At 45.4% G+C, this 19,369-nt stretch carries 16 protein-coding genes; 15 read left to right on the forward strand and 1 reads right to left on the reverse strand.

Going from position 1 to position 19,369, the window contains the following annotated elements; translation table 11 throughout:
* Positions 1-37 precede the first annotated feature (37 nt).
* The 12 genes from tcdA to APB76_RS19740 all read left to right on the forward strand — a co-directional run bounded on the left by tcdA (position 38) and on the right by APB76_RS19740 (position 12,502).
* The gene (gene tcdA / locus APB76_RS19685; RefSeq protein WP_054962364.1) at positions 38-847 is read left to right on the forward strand and encodes a tRNA cyclic N6-threonylcarbamoyladenosine(37) synthase TcdA; all 810 of its coding nucleotides are present in this window, start codon (positions 38-40) and stop codon (positions 845-847) included.
* A 17-nt stretch (positions 848-864) separates the two neighbouring features.
* Positions 865-1,296, forward strand: coding sequence for a cysteine desulfurase sulfur acceptor subunit CsdE (csdE, locus tag APB76_RS19690; RefSeq protein WP_054962363.1), 432 nt, complete (start codon positions 865-867; stop codon positions 1,294-1,296).
* A 271-nt stretch (positions 1,297-1,567) separates the two neighbouring features.
* The gene (locus tag APB76_RS19695; protein ID WP_054962362.1) at positions 1,568-2,695 is read left to right on the forward strand and encodes a bifunctional tRNA (adenosine(37)-C2)-methyltransferase TrmG/ribosomal RNA large subunit methyltransferase RlmN; all 1,128 of its coding nucleotides are present in this window, start codon (positions 1,568-1,570) and stop codon (positions 2,693-2,695) included.
* Positions 2,696-3,019: 324 nt separating this feature from the next.
* Entirely contained in the window at positions 3,020-4,003 is a 984-nt protein-coding gene (gene rodZ, locus APB76_RS19700) for a cytoskeleton protein RodZ (protein ID WP_049846520.1), read from the forward strand.
* Positions 4,004-4,011: 8 nt separating this feature from the next.
* Positions 4,012-5,130 (forward strand): flavodoxin-dependent (E)-4-hydroxy-3-methylbut-2-enyl-diphosphate synthase, encoded by a 1,119-nt coding sequence (gene ispG, locus APB76_RS19705; protein WP_049846521.1) that lies wholly within the window; start codon positions 4,012-4,014, stop codon positions 5,128-5,130.
* A gap of 48 nt (positions 5,131-5,178) precedes the next feature.
* Positions 5,179-6,447 carry a histidine--tRNA ligase gene (gene hisS, locus APB76_RS19710; RefSeq protein ID WP_049846522.1) on the forward strand — a complete coding sequence of 423 codons (1,269 nt, stop codon included), beginning with the start codon at positions 5,179-5,181 and terminating at the stop codon, positions 6,445-6,447.
* Positions 6,448-6,505: 58 nt separating this feature from the next.
* Positions 6,506-7,120, forward strand: coding sequence for a YfgM family protein (locus APB76_RS19715; RefSeq protein ID WP_049846994.1), 615 nt, complete (start codon positions 6,506-6,508; stop codon positions 7,118-7,120).
* Between the two features lie 9 nt (positions 7,121-7,129).
* A complete protein-coding gene (gene bamB / locus APB76_RS19720) occupies positions 7,130-8,290 on the forward strand; it encodes an outer membrane protein assembly factor BamB (RefSeq protein WP_054962361.1) in 1,161 nt (386 codons plus the stop codon).
* Between the two features lie 167 nt (positions 8,291-8,457).
* A complete protein-coding gene (der, locus tag APB76_RS19725; RefSeq protein WP_049846524.1) occupies positions 8,458-9,945 on the forward strand; it encodes a ribosome biogenesis GTPase Der in 1,488 nt (495 codons plus the stop codon).
* Between the two features lie 86 nt (positions 9,946-10,031).
* On the forward strand, positions 10,032-10,898 hold the full coding sequence (locus APB76_RS19730) for an alanyl-tRNA editing protein (protein WP_054962360.1): 867 nt from the start codon (positions 10,032-10,034) through the stop codon (positions 10,896-10,898).
* A 316-nt stretch (positions 10,899-11,214) separates the two neighbouring features.
* Entirely contained in the window at positions 11,215-12,243 is a 1,029-nt protein-coding gene (locus APB76_RS19735) for a sensor domain-containing diguanylate cyclase (RefSeq protein WP_054962359.1), read from the forward strand.
* A gap of 37 nt (positions 12,244-12,280) precedes the next feature.
* Positions 12,281-12,502 carry a zinc ribbon domain-containing protein gene (locus tag APB76_RS19740; RefSeq protein WP_049846527.1) on the forward strand — a complete coding sequence of 74 codons (222 nt, stop codon included), beginning with the start codon at positions 12,281-12,283 and terminating at the stop codon, positions 12,500-12,502.
* 4 nt (positions 12,503-12,506) lie between these two features.
* On the opposite strand, the gene xseA is transcribed toward APB76_RS19740, so the two are convergent.
* Positions 12,507-13,838 carry an exodeoxyribonuclease VII large subunit gene (gene xseA, locus APB76_RS19745; protein WP_054962358.1) on the reverse strand — a complete coding sequence of 444 codons (1,332 nt, stop codon included), beginning with the start codon at positions 13,836-13,838 and terminating at the stop codon, positions 12,507-12,509.
* A gap of 232 nt (positions 13,839-14,070) precedes the next feature.
* On the opposite strand from xseA, the gene guaB reads away from it, so the two are divergent.
* From guaB to APB76_RS19760, 3 genes are all read left to right on the forward strand, one after another.
* Positions 14,071-15,534 (forward strand): IMP dehydrogenase, encoded by a 1,464-nt coding sequence (guaB, locus tag APB76_RS19750; protein ID WP_049846529.1) that lies wholly within the window; start codon positions 14,071-14,073, stop codon positions 15,532-15,534.
* 116 nt (positions 15,535-15,650) lie between these two features.
* Positions 15,651-17,204 carry a glutamine-hydrolyzing GMP synthase gene (gene guaA, locus APB76_RS19755; RefSeq protein WP_049846530.1) on the forward strand — a complete coding sequence of 518 codons (1,554 nt, stop codon included), beginning with the start codon at positions 15,651-15,653 and terminating at the stop codon, positions 17,202-17,204.
* A 293-nt stretch (positions 17,205-17,497) separates the two neighbouring features.
* A complete protein-coding gene (locus tag APB76_RS19760) occupies positions 17,498-19,180 on the forward strand; it encodes a glycoside hydrolase family 19 protein (RefSeq protein WP_054962357.1) in 1,683 nt (560 codons plus the stop codon).
* Positions 19,181-19,369: the final 189 nt, after the last annotated feature.

Genomic DNA, 19,369 nt, shown 5'->3' on the forward strand with positions numbered 1-19,369 from the left:
ATCGCACTCTTTGTTTTTGTACCCAGCGGAAAACCATATGCGTGAACTCGACACTCCAGCTTCTGATAATTACAACCAACGTTTTGGTGGCACACGCCGTCTTTACGGTAATAGTGAAGTTGAGATTTTGCGCGCTGCGCATGTGTGTGTGATTGGTATTGGTGGTGTTGGCTCGTGGGCTGCCGAAGCCTTAGCAAGAACCGGGGTTGGTGAGCTAACGTTGATCGATATGGATGACGTGTGTGTGACCAACATTAACCGTCAGATTCATGCAATGAGTGGAACGGTTGGTCAAAGCAAGATCGAAGTGATGGCGGAAAGGGTTAAGCTCATTAACCCAGAGTGTAAAGTTAATCTGATTGATGATTTTATTACGCCGGATAACCAACACGAGTACTTAACTAAAGAGTGCGACTACGTGCTGGATGCCATTGATAGTGTCAAAGCAAAAGCGTCATTGCTTGCTTACTGTCGCAGCAACAAAATCAAAGTCATTACGACGGGTGGTGCTGGTGGACAGGTTGATCCAACACAAATTAAAGTGGCGGATTTAACCAAAACAATCCAAGATCCATTGGCAAAAAAAATCAAAGATACATTGCGTCGTCATCATAACTTTCCAACTAACCCTGCACGCAAGTTCGGTATAGAGTGTGTATTCTCTACAGAGCAGCTGAAATACCCACAACCAGATGGAAGCGTATGTGGTGTCAAATCGACAGCCGAAGGGCCAAAACGCATGGACTGTGCTAGTGGCTTTGGTGCCGCGACGGTGGTAACGGCTACATTTGGTTTTGTCGCAGTATCGCGCATCGTAGAAAAATTAATTCAAAAATACAGTAAGTAAATTAGGTTAGAGAAAGAATGTCACCGTATCCTCAATCGCCGTTCGGCACTGAAATTACAGCCGATGATATCGCCCAAACCATGCAAGACTTTAAAAGCTGGGAAGATCGCTACCGTCAGGTGATTCAGTGGGGCAAGAAGCTTCCTGCCATGCCAGAAGAATTTAAGTCTGAGCAGGTAACCGTGTCTGGCTGTGAAAGCACGGTGTGGCTTGTGAGCAAGAACTTGGATGGCAAATGGTACTTTTGCGCAGATTCTGATGCACGTATCGTCCGCGGCCTAATTGCTTTGGTACTGGCGGCATTTGACGGTAAATCTTCGCAGGAAATCCAATCGTTCGACATTGATGCTTATTTTGCACAGCTCGGTCTTGTTAAACATCTGAGTCCTTCCCGAGGCAATGGTTTGAATGCCATTGTCGAACAGATTAAGCAAATCACAACTAACTAATTTAACCATCTCCAACTCGGTGGTTCCTTTCTATCAGAAGTGACGATTTGTATCTTGGCTAGCGTGTATATCCAGTCACTCCCGATAGCAAAGAACGTCCGTAACCGGCAATCTATTCAGCGTTTATATCGCTTATGTTTGTGTTGTTTAATAAATAACCGCTTTGATATTAACGCCATAGTAAATACAGGGCTTTACAGGTCTTGTTGTCACTGCGTAAAGGCTGTACAATTCGCGCCCTTAATTAATGTTCCGTCGCTTGAGAGGCCACATGACCACTGAAAAAATCAATCTACTCGACTTTGATCGTCAAGGTTTGCGTAAATTTTTTGCCGATGAACTAGGTGAAAAAGCATTCCGTGCAGATCAGGTAATGAAGTGGATCTATCATTTCGGTGTCGATAACTTCGATAATATGACCAACATTAATAAGAAGTTACGTGAAAAATTACAGCATCGCTGCGAAATCAAAGCTCCTACAGTCGCTGAAGCTCAGCACTCGTCGGACGGTACGATTAAGTGGGCTATGAAGGTTGGTGACCAAGACGTTGAAACGGTATACATCCCAGAAGATGACCGTGCTACCTTGTGTGTATCTTCGCAAGTTGGTTGTGCGCTTGAGTGCAAATTTTGCTCAACCGCTCAACAGGGTTTCAACCGCAATCTGAAAGTGTCTGAAATTATTGGTCAGGTATGGCGTGCCGCGCGCGAAATTGGCTTAGAAAAAGAAACAGGTCGTCGCCCTATTACCAACGTCGTAATGATGGGTATGGGTGAACCACTGCTCAACATGAAGAACCTCATCCCTGCACTTGAGTTAATGCTTGATGATTTAGGCTTTGGTTTATCTAAGCGTCGAGTAACGGTATCAACATCTGGTGTTGTTTCTGGTCTTGATCAAATGACAGGTAAGATTGATGTGGCACTGGCTATTTCGCTACATGCTCCGAATGATAAGCTGCGTAGTGAAATTATGCCGATCAACGATCGTTGGGATATCGAAGATTTCTTAGCCTCTGTACGTCGTTACATTCAGTCTTCCAATGCTAACCGCGGTAAAGTAACGGTCGAGTATGTTCTACTAGACCATGTGAACGATGATATGGACCACGCTCGCGAACTGGCTGAGCTCATGAAAGACACACCTTGTAAGATTAACTTGATTCCGTTTAACCCGTATCCAGGTTCGCCGTATAAAAAACCAAGTAATTCACGTATCGATCGTTTCCAAAAAACCTTAATGCAATACGAACACACAGTGACGGTTCGTAAAACACGTGGTGACGATATCGACGCAGCATGTGGTCAGCTAGTCGGCGATGTTATCGATCGCACAAAACGAACTGCGACAATAAAAGCTGCCAAAGGTGAAACAATCCAAGTTAAAGCTGTTTCATAAAGAGAGCTATTTTCACCAAAGCCAGAGCCCAGCTCTGGCTTTTTTGTTACATCTGGTAGCGATCTCATGGTCAAAATAACGAAAAACCTTGAGCTGCTTGTAAATTATGCGTTTTGTTTGTGTTGTTTCATCTATGATATCTATTAGAATTGAAGGTTAACGCTTTCGAGGTATTTTTCCTCTGTTTATTGAGTGGAGCGTTAAATTAGATTAATTGAGGGTCATCCTCGACAAATTCAGAGTTTGGTTATTTTTCACGCAACAAAAATAAATAAATAAGCGATGAAGTGACGAAGCTTTAACAAGAAGAGAATTTTTACAATCATGACAGATGAACAACAACACCTAGCGAGTGACGAAAACGTAGAAAAAGTACAAGCAGGGACTTTGCTTAAGAACAAACGTGAATCGCTTGGTCTGAGCCAAAAGCAAATCGCCGACCGTTTGCGCTTGCGCCTTTCAATCATCGAGAACATTGAAAGCAACAATTTTGCCTCTGATCAAGTTGCTACTTTTACCCGAGGTTATTTACGCTCTTATGCAAGAGCTGTAGGGCTTGCTGAGTCAGAAGTGTTGTGTGCGATTGATGGTTGTGAAGAAACTCAACCCGAAGAGCAAGAAATGAAAAGTTTTTCGCGTAAAACTAAGCGCGAAGCTCATGATAGTCGCATCATGACCTTAACTTGGGGAATTATCATTGTTGTATTGGGGATTTCATCAGTTTGGTGGTGGCAGAACCAAGAAAAAAGCATGGAATCACTAACTTCTGACGCGGAACTTGAGCAACAGTTAGAGCAACAAGCTGAAAATCAACCGCTTGACTTTACGACACTTTCTGAGACCGACGTCGAACCTATGGCGAGAGAAGACGAAACTCAAAGCCTAGATTCAACCACGATGCCTACAACTGAAAACGTAGCGGTTCCTGACGCAGTAGAGACAGAAATCGTCGTCGAACCTCAACAAGCACCAGAGAGTAAGCCAGAACCTCAACCGCAAAGCACAAGTGAAGATAAAGCGGAACAGACTCCTGTCGTTGATGAACCTAAAACTGAACAATCTACCGCCGCCGCGAATTTGTTGTCTATGTCATTTGATGATGATTGTTGGATTCAAGTTAAAGATGCGACGGGTAAAACCTTATCTACCGGGGTTAAGAAAGCAGGTCAAAGCCTGAATTTAAGTGGCGATTTACCTTACAGTGTCATTTTAGGTGCTCCTGAAAACGTTTCAATGACATTAGCGAGTGAACCTGTCGACCTTTCTGGGTATACTTCAGGCAAAGTAGCACGATTCAACTTACCTTAAATACTATTATGCAATACGAATCTCCTATCAAACGTCGCCCATCGACTCGTATCTATGTGGGCGATGTACCTATTGGTGACGGTGCACCGATTGCTGTGCAGTCGATGACCAACACCAGAACAACAGACGTAGAAGCGACTGTTGCACAAATTAAATCACTGGAAAATGTCGGTGCTGATATTGTTCGCGTATCGGTTCCCACTATGGATGCTGCGGAAGCATTCAAGCAAATCAAGCAACAAGTGAATGTTCCTCTCGTAGCGGATATTCACTTCGACTATCGTATCGCATTAAAAGTTGCGGAGTACGGCGTTGACTGTTTGCGTATCAATCCAGGTAACATCGGTAACGAAGAGCGTATTCGTTCGGTAGTTGATTGTGCGCGTGACAAAAACATACCGATTCGCATTGGTGTGAATGGCGGCTCATTAGAAAAAGACATTCAAATGAAGTACGGCGAACCAACCCCTGCGGCGCTGGTTGAGTCTGCGATGCGCCATGTGGATATTCTGGATCGCCTTAATTTTGACCAGTTCAAAGTGAGTGTCAAAGCTTCGGATGTATTCCTCGCGGTTGATTCATACCGATTGCTGGCACAAAAGATCGATCAGCCACTTCACTTAGGTATTACAGAAGCGGGTGGTGCTCGCGCTGGTGCAGTGAAATCGTCGGTGGGTCTTGGGATGCTTCTCGCAGAAGGTATTGGTGATACGCTGCGTATCTCTCTTGCTGCCGATCCGATAGAAGAGATAAAAGTCGGTTTTGATATTCTAAAATCTCTGCGTATTCGCTCACGTGGTATTAACTTTATTGCTTGTCCAAGTTGCTCTCGTCAAGAGTTCGATGTGATTGGTACGGTGAACGCGCTTGAGCAGCGTCTAGAAGACGTGATTACGCCAATGGATGTTTCTATCATCGGCTGTGTGGTAAACGGTCCGGGTGAGGCCGAAGTATCTCACTTAGGTCTGGCGGGGAGTAACAAGAAGAGTGCATTCTATGAAGACGGCAAACGTCAGAAAGAGCGCTTCGACAACAACGACCTCGTTGACCAGCTAGAAGCTAAGATTCGTGCCAAAGCTTCAACACTAGATGAAGCCAACCGCATCGACGTTAAAGTACAAGATTAATCTCAACGTAACCCAAATTACGGTAACCATTTTTACGGTAAAAAAACTGTGGCAAAGAAAATCCAAGCAATTCGAGGCATGAACGACTGCCTTCCAACTCAATCACCACTGTGGCAGAAACTTGAAAACACAGTGAAGAACGTAATCAGCGCCTACGGTTACAACGAAGTGCGCATGCCAATCGTTGAGATGACTCATCTGTTCAGCCGTGCTATCGGTGAAGTGACCGATGTGGTTGAAAAAGAGATGTACACATTTGAAGACCGTAACGGCGATAGCCTAACGCTACGCCCTGAAGGTACGGCAGGCTGTGTACGTTCTTGTATTGAGAATAGTCTCATTGATCGTTCTGAACAGCGCCTATGGTATATGGGCCCGATGTTCCGTCACGAGCGTCCGCAAAAAGGTCGTTACCGTCAATTCCACCAATGTGGTGTGGAAGTGTTTGGTCTAAATGGTCCAGACGTTGACGCTGAGCTAATTATGATGACGGCGCGTCTATGGCGTGAACTAGGCATCGACAAGCATGTGCGCCTAGAGTTGAACTCCATCGGCTCTCTTGACGATCGTGCTAACTACCGTACCGCCCTCATTGCTTATCTTGAACGACACATTGATGTACTTGATGACGACTGTAAGCGTCGCATGCACACTAACCCGTTGCGTGTTCTGGATACTAAGAACCCAGATGTACAAGCTATTCTTGGTGATGCTCCGCGTCTATCTGATTATCTTGGGGAAGAGTCAAAACAACATTTTGCTGGTCTTTGTGAACTTCTTGACGCTGCAGGTATCGAATACACAGTTAACGAGCGTTTAGTTCGTGGTCTGGATTACTATAATCGTACGGTATTTGAGTGGATTACCGAAAGCTTAGGAGCTCAGGGCACTGTATGTGGTGGTGGTCGTTACGATGGTCTGGTTGAACAGCTAGGCGGTAAGGCAACACCAGCTGTAGGCTTTGCAATGGGCCTCGAGCGTCTAGTTCTTATGCTAGAAACGCTAGAGCTAACAGAAGTACGTCGCAGCGTTGATGTTTACATGGTCACAGCAGGCGAAGGTACAATGATGGCTGGTATGAAGCTAGCAGAATCACTGCGCGAGCAAGTATCAGGTCTACGTGTTATGAGCCACTTCGGTGGAGGCAACTTCAAGAAGCAGTTCAAACGTGCAGATAAAGTGGGCGCGGCTGTTGCGCTAGTGCTTGGTGAAAATGAAGTCGCTGACAACACAGTCGTATTGAAAGATCTGATTGGAGGCACTCAAGAAACCTTGAGCCAAGCAGATGTTATTACTAAGCTAGCAGAACTCGTTTAATATTAATGATTTATGAGTGGCAGTCTCGGCTGCCATTTTTGATGTAAGAGGACAGGAAGTGGAACTCTACGATACTGAAGAACAACAAGTAGAAGCGATCAAAGATTGGTGGAAAGAGAACGGCAAAGCAGTGATTTTAGGTGCTGTCGTTGGTCTAGGCGGCCTGTTTGGCTGGCGTTATTACCAAGATTCAGTAACAGCGGCTCAAGAAGCTGCGTCAGAAAGCTATACCAAAGCAGTTCAAGCTTTGGCTGAACAAGGTGCTTCAGCTGAAGGTGATATTCAAGCTTTCATCGATGCAAACAAAGAAACGGAATACTCAGTTTTAGCTGCGTTGCAACTGGCAAAAGTTCAAGTTGAAGCGGGTAATCTTGATGAAGCGCTAGCTCAACTTGAGTGGGCTAAGTCTGCGACTAAAGATGCGGCAGTTGCTGCGGTACTTGATTACCGTTTGGCTCGTGTTAAAACCGAGCAAGGTGAGTTTGATGCGGCTATCGCGCAATTGGCTAATATCAGTGACGAAAGCTGGGCTGGTCGTGTGGCAGAGCTGAAAGGTGACATCTTGCTACGTAAAGGTGATGCACAAGCGGCTTACGCTGCATACACTGAAGCACAGCAGTCAGGCGATGCGAGCCAGACGCTACAGATGAAACTGGATGATCTAGCCAAGTAAGGGCGTCGCATGAAGAATATGCTGAAAAAAGCACTCACAACAGCGATGTTTGTTGGCGTTCTGGCTGGCTGTGCTGGTGAAGAAGACACCATCATTATGTCACCAGTGCCTCAAGTCGACAGTGAATTTACCCCCTCTAGTCAATGGAGTACTTCTGTTGGTAACGGCGTTGATCAGTATTACTCAAAGCTGACGCCAGAGTATGCTTACGGCAAAATCTTTGTCGCTAGTCGCGATGGTGTGGTTAAAGCCCTTGATCCTGAAAACGGCAAAACCTTATGGGAAACAGAGATTGAAGCCGATGTTTCAGCGCGTTTATCCGGTGGGATTACAGCTGGCTACAGTCAAATCTTTATTGGTAGCGAAAACGGCCAAGTACTGGCATTCGATGAAGAAACGGGTGAAGTAAACTGGCAAGTTGAGGTGGATGGCGAAGTGTTAACGGCGCCAGCAACCGACAACAACTTTGTGATCGTTCATACCAATAGCGGTATGTTAGTCGCGCTCAATCAAGAAACGGGCGAAACTAAGTGGACCATCAGTACTGAAGTGCCGAACTTGACTCTGCGTGGTAACAGTACTCCAGTGACCGCATCTGGCGGTGTTTTCTGGGGAACAGCGAATGGTCGCTTGGCGGCGGCAATTGTTGAACGTGGTCAGCTAATTTGGCAACAGCCAATCGGTATGCCACAAGGAGCGACAGAAATCGATCGTTTGGTTGATGTCGATGCTGCGCCACTGATTTTGGGTAGCTCTTTATACATCGTTGGTTACAACGGACAGCTAACAGCAATTGACCTGCGTTCTGGCAAACCAGCGTGGAAACGCAGCTACTCTTCAGCAACCGATCTTGCTAGCGACGGCAGTCGCCTCTATCTCGTTACTGACAAAGATCATCTGGTCGCTGTTGATGCACGTAGCGGTACTGAACTGTGGACTAATGACCAGTTGGAGCATCGACTTTTAACTGCTCCGACTATGATCGATGACTATGTTGTTGTCGGTGATAGTGAAGGCTTTTTGTACTGGATTGATCGCAGCAGCGGTGAATTTGTATCAATGCAGGAAGTGAACAGTGCTGGATTTGCGGTTGCACCCATAGCTGTATCGGGTGGTTATGTCCTAGTGACGCGCAATGGCGATGTAAAGAAACTTACGATCAACGAGTAATCGTGTGATATAATTCACATTCGGCTCCTAGCTGGTAACAGTTGGGAGCCGTTTGTTTGTTTTAGAACCCATAGTTGTGTGTGGTTATAGGTAAAGTGCTCATAGTGTGAACTCTGCGGAGTTGTTACCTATAACTACATAAAGAAAAGAATATTGTAGAGGTTATTATGGTACCTGTTGTTGCTCTGGTAGGGCGTCCAAACGTTGGTAAATCGACGTTGTTTAACCGACTGACTCGTACTCGCGACGCATTGGTTGCGGATTTCCCTGGCTTAACTCGTGACCGTAAATATGGCCAAGCTAAGCTTGGTGAACATGAATTTATCGTGATTGATACCGGCGGTATCGATGGCACGGAAGAAGGTGTAGAAACCAAGATGGCAGAGCAGTCGCTAGCGGCGATTGATGAAGCCGATGTGGTATTATTTATGGTCGATGGCCGAGCAGGTCTGACACCATCTGACATTGCCATTTCTAACCACTTGCGCAAAATTGAAAAGCCTTCAATGCTTGTAGTAAACAAGGTTGATGGTATTGATGCCGACGCAGCGTCAGCTGATTTTTGGCAGTTAGGTGTGGAAAACATGTACCAGATTGCTGCTGCTCATGGCCGCGGCGTTGGTGCGCTTATCGACCGTGCACTTAACCCATTTGCAGAAAAAATGGCTGAAGAAGCGCTAGGTGAAATCGAAGACTTAACTGAATTCGTTGACGAAGAAGAAGAGAAACTAGACTACACCGAAGAAGAAGCGGAAGAAGAGTTCAAGCGTCTACAAGATCAGCCAATCAAACTGGCGATTATTGGTCGTCCTAACGTAGGTAAATCAACCCTGACTAACCGTATTCTCGGTGAAGAGCGCGTGGTGGTTTACGATATGCCTGGCACGACTCGTGACTCTATCTACATTCCTATGGAACGTGATGGTCGCGAATATGTTCTTATTGATACTGCGGGTGTACGTCGTCGTAAGCGTATCAACGAAACCGTTGAGAAGTTCTCAGTGGTTAAAACATTGAAAGCAGTTGAAGATGCTAACGTTGTTCTGCTGGTTATCGACGCTCGTGAAAACATCTCAGACCAAGATCTAAGCCTACTTGGCTTTGCGCTTAACGCTGGCCGCTCAATTGTGCTTGCAGTGAACAAGTGGGATGGTCTGGATATGGACGTGAAAGAGCACGTTAAGAAAGAACTTGATCGTCGCTTAGGTTTTGTTGATTTTGCTCGAATTCACTTTATCTCTGCGCTTCACGGTACAGGCGTTGGCCATTTGTTCGAATCTGTGCAAGAGGCATACAAGTCAGCGACAACTCGTGTAGGGACTTCTGTGCTGACGCGTATCATGAAAATGGCAACGGACGATCACCAGCCACCATTGGTACGAGGCCGTCGTGTTAAACTCAAATACGCGCATGCAGGTGGCTACAACCCACCAATCGTTGTGATTCACGGTAACCAAGTCAACGAATTGCCAGATTCGTATAAACGTTATCTGATGAACTACTACCGTAAATCATTGGAAATCATGGGTACACCAATTCGTATCCAATTCCAAAGCAGCGATAACCCATTTGAGGGTAAATCGAACAAGATGACGATGTCTCAGGAGCGTAAACGTAAACGCTTGATGAGCATGATGAAAAATCGTAAGAAGTAATCTGCCTAACATCAAATAGGAAAGATCGATTTCGATAAAAGCGCCTAGTTCTCTTGGCGCTTTTTTTATATTGGAAGAATAAATAGATGCAAATTACACCAACCATTACCCAATTTTGTCACCAAACTTGGCAGTTAGAAGCCAGTATTCAACTAATCAAGCAGGGGGAAGGGCATCTGTATGTGGTGACAGATGTTAGTCCTTTTCATCCCGTAAGCCATATTTGGCCAGATCATCCGGCGGACAAAGGCCGTATTAACGATATCCCTGTGCTGGATTGCCAAGTCGGCGCGGTTGAGCTGAACAGTGGCGAACTATACGTTGGCAAAGCTATTCCTGTGAAACGTGATGAGCCTGGTTGGGCATTTGTGGTTGTTCACTGCATTGCAGCGGCTGGTTCTGACTTCAAAGTAGGGCAAAGCGTGCATTTAACTGTTGATAAAGAGTTTCAGTTAGCACTAAGTCGAGGACATAGTGCAGGTCATTTGGCCTATCTTGCCCTTAATAAGGTCCTGACTGAACAAGGCTATTGGCGTAAAGATGCTGATCGCAAAGACCCTCACGGAAACTATGATTTTAACAGTTATGCGCAAATGACCAGTTTTGTCACCCCAGATAAGTGCTTAGATACTTATCGTTTAGGGAAAACACTGCGCAAACGAGGTTTAAATAGCGCTGATGTGCTTGCAGATTTAAGTCATATTGAGCAGCTAGTTAACATGCAGATGATCAAGTGGTTAGAGTTGAAATCTGATATCAAAGTTGAGTGTCATGGTGATGCTTTGACAGATTCTCGCTATTGGCAATGTGACTTAGAAGAGGCGCAAACCGCAGTAATTCCATGTGGTGGCACGCATGCGAGTTCGTTAAGCGATTACCGTACTATTGAAGTGCTTTTGCGGCTTGTAGATGAACAAAATATTGAAATGCATACTGATGTAATATCAATATAGTGAATCCTGATCTTTTTATTAAATTCTGAATATTGTTTTTTTAAGTCGAATATTGAAATTTTGCTCTGGTATAAATCCAAATGCAGCATATGTAACTTATGCTTTCGGTGTGTGGTTATATAAATGTTCTTTTTATGGCAGATCGCTGATCAAATTGGATTTTGCCGACGATCAGACTTGGATCTTTTATCATGTTAACGGTTTTTATTGGGTATATTAATCAACCGCAGCTATTAATGAGGTTACGATCGGGTTAAAAGCAATTTCTTTATGCTACTTTGTGAAGTGCAAATAAAACAAATAAAGAATCAGCCTTATGAGTCACCTTGAACTTCTCAATGCTCACAGAGAAGTAAATAAGTTGCTTGCTAAATTAGCTTTGGGAATGGGTAAAGAAGAACTAAACAGAAGAGTAGTTAACCTATCTGAGACCTGGTTTGGTGAGCGCAGAACTTCTATTCTTCGCTTAGAGCCGAAAACAAAAACGCTATATTTGGAGTACGCACCAAGCTTACCTCAGGTATATAACGATGCGGTAGAAGGCATCGAGATTGGTCCAAATGTAGGATCTTGTGGCGCGGCCGCTTTTCATAAGAAAACGGTTGTTGTAGAGGATATTAATCAGCATTCTAACTGGTTGCCTTTCACCGACTTAGCGCATCAAGCAAACCTACGTGCTTGTTGGTCTGTCCCTATTTTGTCAAGCGAACAGACTGCAATGGGAACCTTTGCTATTTATAGCTCGGAACCTTCTGCTCCCGCCGAGCATGAGCTGGAAGTGTTAGAAATGCTTGCAGCCCTATATGCTGTTGCTTGGGAAAAGTACCAACTAGAAGATAAGCTCTACTACCAGGCACGTTATGATCCATTGACCAAGTGCTTAAATCGTTTTGCCCTACTGCAGCAAGCTCAAGACTGTCTAAATACTGACTTGAAGTACATTTCTTGCTTTTTCGCGGATATCGATCAATTTAAGTTGATCAATGATCGTTATGGACATGAAGTAGGAGACAAGGTTCTATCGGCTGTAGGTGATCTGCTTAACCGAACTTTCAAAGGTTGTAGTTTAAAAGGGCGCTACGGTGGAGACGAGTTTGTCGTCTTTTCTTTCTCTGATAGTAAAGAAGTTTTCGCCAAACTCGAGGAGACGTTTAATCGACAGTTGAAAAGTCTTTCTCTATTTGAAGGTTTAACAATTAGTGTCAGTGTTGGTAGATCAGTCTGCGAGGTGAACCGACTTACCTCATTGCAGATTTTGATTAAACAAGCGGATCAGCAGATGTATCGAGTAAAACACAGTCGTAGGCATGATAGAGATCAAGGCAAGCTGATAGCAGAATATTAGAGTGACGGTTAGCGCTTAACTACTATCGAGTACCTTTATGAAAGAAAATGTCTGCCCAGTGTGTGAGGATGAACTAGAGTGGATGGGTAAGTATCATTGCCCGGCTTGTGATGAGAACTACATCAAAGTTGGATTTTGCCCAGACTGTGAAGCTGAGTTAGAAAAGCTACAAGCGTGCGGTGCGGCGAACTACTTTTGTAATAACTGCAATGAGCTAAAATCCAAGTCTCGCATCCGGTTTGAGTTTCAGCCGAGCTAATTATCTAATTGGCTATCGAGCGAATCTCACCATCAGATAAACGGGTGACCAAAGTGTCGCCCGATTTTATTTGTGACGTTTGAGTCACGACGTTGCCTTGCGCTGTTTGAGTGATCGAATAGCCACGCTTGAGTGTCGCTAGCGGGCTAACGGTATCGAGTTTTTCTGCAGCGATGGCCAACTGATGACGGACGTTGAGCAGTTTTCTATCCATAGCATCCAGCAACTTCTGTTCAACTCTTTGCAAAGAGCCTTTCTGCTCTGCGAGTCGCTTGGTGGGAGAATTGAGCTGAATTTTGTGCTGTTGACGTTCAACCTTCTGATTACGCACCGCAATATATTGCCCCATAGCGCGATGTAGTCTAGCTTCGAGTTCATCGAGCTGCTGACTTTGGCGCTGAAGCTGATAGCTAGGGTGTTGCCGCTCTAGACGGTGAAGCAAAGAAGCGGTGGTTTTTTTCTGCTCAGCCAAAAAGTAACGCATAGAGCTGCTTAGTTTGTGTTGGCGTGCTAGAAGCGCTTGGTCTTTATGGCTATTGTCTCTACTAACCAGTTCGGCTGCAGCCGACGGAGTAGGGGCACGCATATCCGCCACAAAATCGGCGATAGTGACATCGACTTCATGACCAACCGCGCTGATAATAGGAATCTGACTAGAAGCAATAGTGCGCGCAAGGATCTCGTTGTTAAAACACCACAAATCTTCCAGTGAGCCACCGCCACGGCCAACAATCAAAACATCACATTCATTGCGGCTATTGGCACATCCAATCGCTTGTGCAATTTGAATCGCAGCTTGTTCACCCTGGACCATAGTTGGGTAGATAACCACAGGAAGAGAAGGATCACGACGTTTGAGGACATCGAGAATGTCGAAAAGAGCCGCCCCGGTTTTAGAGGTGATAACCCCCACACATTTTGGATGCTCAGGTAATGGTTTTTTGCTGGTTTGGGCAAATAACCCTTCACCAGCCAATTTCATCTTTAGTTCTTCAAATTGCTGTTGAAGTCTGCCGTCACCCTCTGGCTGCATGCTTTCAATTATTAGTTGATAGTCGCCACGAGGTTCATAAAGCGATAAACGAGCTTTAACCAAAACTTGATTGCCGTTTTGTGGCTTGAAAGTAACGCGACGATTGTTACCACGGAACATGGCACACTTTACTTGAGCGCGTGAGTCTTTAAGGGTGAGATACCAGTGACCTGAAACAGGCTCAGAAAAGTTAGAGATTTCTCCCACTAACCAAACAATGCCCATTTCATTTTCTAACAACAAGCGGACTTCAGCATTAAGACGAGATACGGTGAAGATGTTTTGATTGGTCAGAGAAGACACAGCTAATTCCGTAGGCGTGGGTATGGAAGTTAGCGGCAATATAATACATAGCAAGGGGGTAAATGCAAGAAAAAAATTAAAAAAACTAGTGGTCAAGCGATTGCGTTAGCCGTATAATCCGTCCGCAATATCTAATCCAAATGCAGCCTAGCATCTCTGCTTACTGCCCTCATTATGCGAAACGATGAGATTGGATTGTTCTTTTTACTCCTCTAATTGTGAGATATTGCAAATGCTAAGAATTGCCAAAGAAGCGCTGACATTCGATGACGTACTACTTGTGCCAGCACACTCCACTGTTCTCCCAAACACAGCTGATCTTCGCACTCAGCTAACTAAGAACATCACCCTAAACATCCCAATGATTTCGGCGTCTATGGACACCGTTACTGAAGCGCGCCTAGCAATTGCACTAGCGCAAGAGGGTGGCATTGGCTTTATCCACAAGAACATGTCGATTGAGCAGCAAGCAGAAATGGTTCATCAGGTTAAGATTTACGAAGCAGGTGTGGTTTCTCACCCTGTGACAGTTAGCCCTGATGCCACAATTGCTGATGTGGTTGCTCTTACTGAAAAGCATGGTTTTGCAGGTTTCCCTGTAGTGACAGATAACAACGAACTGGTTGGTATCATCACTGGTCGTGACGTTCGTTTCGTAACGGACCTTTCTAAGAAAGTAGAAGTTGTGATGACGCCTAAAGAGCGTCTAGCGGCTGTTAAAGAAGGTGCAACTCGTGAAGAAGTTCAAGAGAAAATGCACGAAGCGCGCGTAGAGAAAGTACTGGTTGTGAATGATGAGTTCCAACTAACCGGTATGATCACAGCAAAAGACTTCCATAAAGCAGAGCGTAAACCAAACGCATGTAAAGACGAGCAAGGTCGCCTACGTGTAGGTGCAGCCGTTGGCGCAGGCGCGGGTAACGAAGAACGCGTTAAAGCTCTAGTAGAAGCAGGCGTAGACGTTCTACTTATCGACTCTTCACACGGTCACTCTGAAGGTGTTCTAAACCGTATTCGCGAAACTCGCGCGGCATACCCAGATCTAGACATCATTGGCGGTAACGTAGCAACAGGTGCAGGCGCGAAGGCTCTGATCGAAGCTGGCGTAAGCGCAGTGAAAGTGGGTATTGGCCCTGGTTCTATCTGTACAACTCGTATCGTTACTGGTGTTGGTGTACCTCAAGTTACCGCTATTGCAGACGCAGCAGAAGTTGCTGGCGAGTACGGCATTCCTGTTATCGCTGACGGCGGTATTCGTTTCTCTGGTGATATCTGTAAAGCAATTGTAGCGGGCGCATCTGTTGTGATGGTTGGTTCAATGTTCGCGGGTACTGAAGAAGCTCCGGGTGAAGTGATTCTATACAACGGTCGTTCATACAAAGCATACCGTGGTATGGGTTCACTAGGCGCTATGTCTCAAGGCTCTTCTGACCGTTACTTCCAGTCAGATAACGCAGCAGACAAGCTAGTACCAGAAGGTATCGAAGGTCGTATCGCATACAAAGGCCGCCTAAAAGAGATCGTTCACCAACAGATGGGTGGTCTACGTTCAAGCATGGGTCTTACAGGCAGTGCAACGGTTGAAGATATGCGTACTAAAGCTGAATTCGTACGTATTTCAGGCGCTGGCATGAAAGAGTCTCATGTACACGACGTTCAAATTACGAAAGAGGCTCCAAACTACCGTCTAGGCTAATCCTAATTCGATTAGTATAAACCTGACGGAAACGTTTGCTTTTTTCCTTGAAGCATTAATAAGAGGCGAGTAAACTCGCCTCCGTTTTAATAACCTAGCTTATAAGACTGCTCAAAATGACTAAAAATATCCATGACCAACGTATTCTGATCTTGGACTTCGGTTCTCAGTACACTCAACTTGTCGCGCGCCGCGTCCGTGAAATCGGCGTTTACTGTGAACTTTGGAGCTGGGATGTAGAAGAAGCGGATATTCGTGAATTCAACCCAGATGGCATCATCCTATCTGGTGGCCCTGAAAGTGTTACCGAGGACAACTCTCCTCGCGCTCCTCAATATGTATTTGACTCAGGTGTTCCAGTATTTGGTGTATGTTACGGCATGCAAACAATGGCTGAGCAGCTAGGTGGCAAAGTTGCCGGCTCTACTGAGCGTGAGTTTGGATACGCTCAAGTTAAAGTTTCTGGTGAATCGGCACTATTTAAAGATCTTGAAGCGACTCAAGACGTTTGGATGAGCCACGGTGACAAAGTAGTAGAAATTCCAGCAGATTTTGTCAAAGTTGGTGAGACCGAGACTTGTCCTTACGCTGCAATGGCGAATGAAGAAAAGAAATACTACGGTGTTCAGTTTCACCCAGAAGTAACGCACACTAAACAAGGACTGCAGATGCTAGAGAACTTTGTTCTTGGCGTATGTGGCTGTGAGCGTCTATGGACTTCTGAATCAATCATCGAAGATGCGGTTGCACGTATCAAAGAGCAGGTTGGTGATGATGAAGTTATCCTAGGTCTATCTGGCGGTGTTGATTCATCAGTAGTAGCGATGCTAGTTCACCGTGCAATCGGTGACAGATTAACCTGTGTATTTGTTGATAATGGTCTACTTCGCCTTAACGAAGGTCAGCAAGTTATGGATATGTTTGGTGATCAGTTTGGTCTTAACATTATCAAAGTTGACGCTGAAGAACGTTTCTTAGCTGCGCTTGAAGGCAAGTCTGATCCAGAAGAGAAGCGTAAGACTATCGGTCACGTATTTGTTGACGTATTCGACGAAGAGTCTAAGAAGCTTAAGAACGCTAAATGGTTAGCGCAGGGTACTATCTACCCAGACGTAATCGAATCTGCAGCATCTAAGACGGGTAAAGCGCACGTAATCAAATCACACCACAATGTGGGCGGTCTTCCAGATGATATGGAAATGGGCCTTGTTGAGCCATTACGTGAGCTGTTTAAAGACGAAGTACGTAAGATTGGCCTAGAGCTTGGCTTACCTTACAATATGCTTTACCGCCACCCGTTCCCTGGCCCTGGTCTTGGTGTTCGCGTACTTGGCGAAATCAAGAAAGAATACTGTGACTTACTACGCCGTGCTGATGCTATCTTTATTGAAGAGTTACATACTGCTGACCTATACAACAAAGTATCTCAAGCGTTCACGGTATTCCTACCTGTACGCTCTGTAGGTGTAATGGGCGATGGCCGCAAGTACGACTGGGTTGTATCGCTACGTGCGGTAGAAACTATCGACTTTATGACGGCGCATTGGGCACACTTACCATATGACTTCCTAGGCAAGGTTTCTAACCGCATTATCAACGAAGTAGATGGCATTTCTCGCGTGGTATACGACATTTCAGGTAAACCACCAGCAACAATTGAGTGGGAATAATTTTCCTGTTTGAATAGATTAACTAAGCCAGTCATCGGACTGGCTTTTTTTATACCACAAGATAATTAACGTTATTTTCTGTGTTTTTACCAAACGATGTTTCTATTAATTAAGACGTTTCTAGAACATTCGTTTTTTGAACCTACTAGACAGTTTTTATTAGTACGATAGTTTCAGATTCCGTTGCAACTTAAGAGTGACTCGCAACTTGACCTTAACGCAACATACTAGCCGTGAAGTTAGTGGCTGAGTTTTCTAGTCTTTGTTCAGAAATTCACTTAAGGACTTGTCTGATGAAGAAAACAAGCTACCTCGCAGCACTAGCCATGCTATCTGCGGCACCTACATCTTGGGCGACGATGAACATCCAGCCCGATCCTCAAAACCCTACTGGTTATGTCGTTTCACGTGCTGATATCCAAGCAGCAGAGAGTCAGCAGACGGCGGATCCTATGTATCACATATGGTCTCAAGCGTTACGAACGGCGCCAAACGCAGTGGTTGAAGCGATTGATTCGGGGTTAGCAACCAACCCAGGTAACGTAAAAAGAGCAGAGCGAGTATTTCCAAGAGCAGAGTGGGACTTTCTTACCCATATGGCTGCTCCAGAATACACCTATACGCGTTTCTTACGTGCTATTGGTAAGTTCCCGGCATTTTGTGCAGAGTACACCGATGGGCGTGATTCTGATGCCATCTGTAAACGTTCGATCGTGACCGCTTTTGCTCATTTTGCTCAAGAAACTGGTGGGCATATAGCGAAAGATAATCTCTCTGACAACCCACTAGCTTTAGAAGAGTGGCAACAAGCACTAGTGCATGTACGCGAAATGGGCTGGTCTGAAGGTCAGGAAGGCTATACCACAGGTTGTGGGCAGAATGATTGGCAAAACAAAAAGTGGCCTTGTGCTACTGGGCAGGGCTATTTTGGCCGAGGTGCCAAGCAGCTTTCTTACCACTTTAACTATGGCGCATTCTCTGAAGCCATGTTTGATGGTGATGCGTCAGTGCTGCTCAACAATCCAGGTTTAGTGGCAGACTCTTGGTTAAACCTAGCTTCTGCTATTTGGTTCTTCCTCACACCACAAGCACCCAAGCCGGCAATGCTGCATGTCATTGATAAAACATGGTCGCCTTCTCAGCGTGAAGTTGACGCAGGAATTGGTTACGGTTTTGGTACCACGATTAACATCATCAACGGTGGGATTGAATGTGGTGAGCAAAACAAAAACAAAGGGCAGCCAGTTAACCGTATTCGCTACTGGGAAGGTTTGTCGGCTCACTATCAGCTTCCTATTGAAGCCGATGAAAAGAACACCTGCTGGCAGCAAACGCCTTACGGCAGCCTGAATCTTAATGGCGCAACGGATGTGCTTTACACCAACTGGGATGGGAACTGGAAATACTATGCAGACAGACCGGGGGGGTACTCCTTCGAGTGTGAGCTGGTTGGCTTCCAAACCGCTTATTCAGCACTTGTTTCGGGTGATTACGAGAAGTGTGTAACCAATCTCTACGGCTCACACGCTAGTTGGCCTGAAGTCCGTGTGGTTGAGAAGTTAGACCCCGTCGATCCTAATCCAGACAATGGAACAGGCTGGAGCGCAACGAAGGTGTACAACGCTGGTGATCAAGTTACCTATAAAGGGGCCACTTACAAAGCGAAATGGTGGACGCAAGGTGATGATCCAAGCTTAGGTGGTCCATGGGAGTTAGTGGCTGGTACACCAGAGCCGACGCCTGATCCTACTCCAGACCCAACCCCAACGCCTGATCCGCAGCCGACACCAACTCCAGACCCACAACCAACACCGGATCCAAATACGTTTATTCAGTGGCAACCGGGTGTTTCTCAGGTCGCGAATGGCGATAAAGTGACCTACAACGGTAAGTGTTTTATTGCCAAAAATGGTCCAGGAACGTGGGATACACCAACTCAAGCAAACTGGTTCTGGGACGAAATTTCTTGCCAGTAAGTCTTTAAAACAAGATAAATCGATTGAATAGGCCCTGAATTTATTTCAGGGCCTATTTTTTCTTACTCGATGTTGTACGGATTTCACGTGTTTTGCATCCCTTATCGGCTCAAATACGGTCAAAGTTCTCATTTAATGATTTGCGCAACCTTAGATTGCGATTCCGAACACTATCTTTTTTATTGAACG

This window comes from Vibrio bivalvicida (genome assembly GCF_001399455.2).
In the GTDB taxonomy this organism is placed as follows: Bacteria; Pseudomonadota; Gammaproteobacteria; order Enterobacterales; family Vibrionaceae; genus Vibrio; species Vibrio bivalvicida.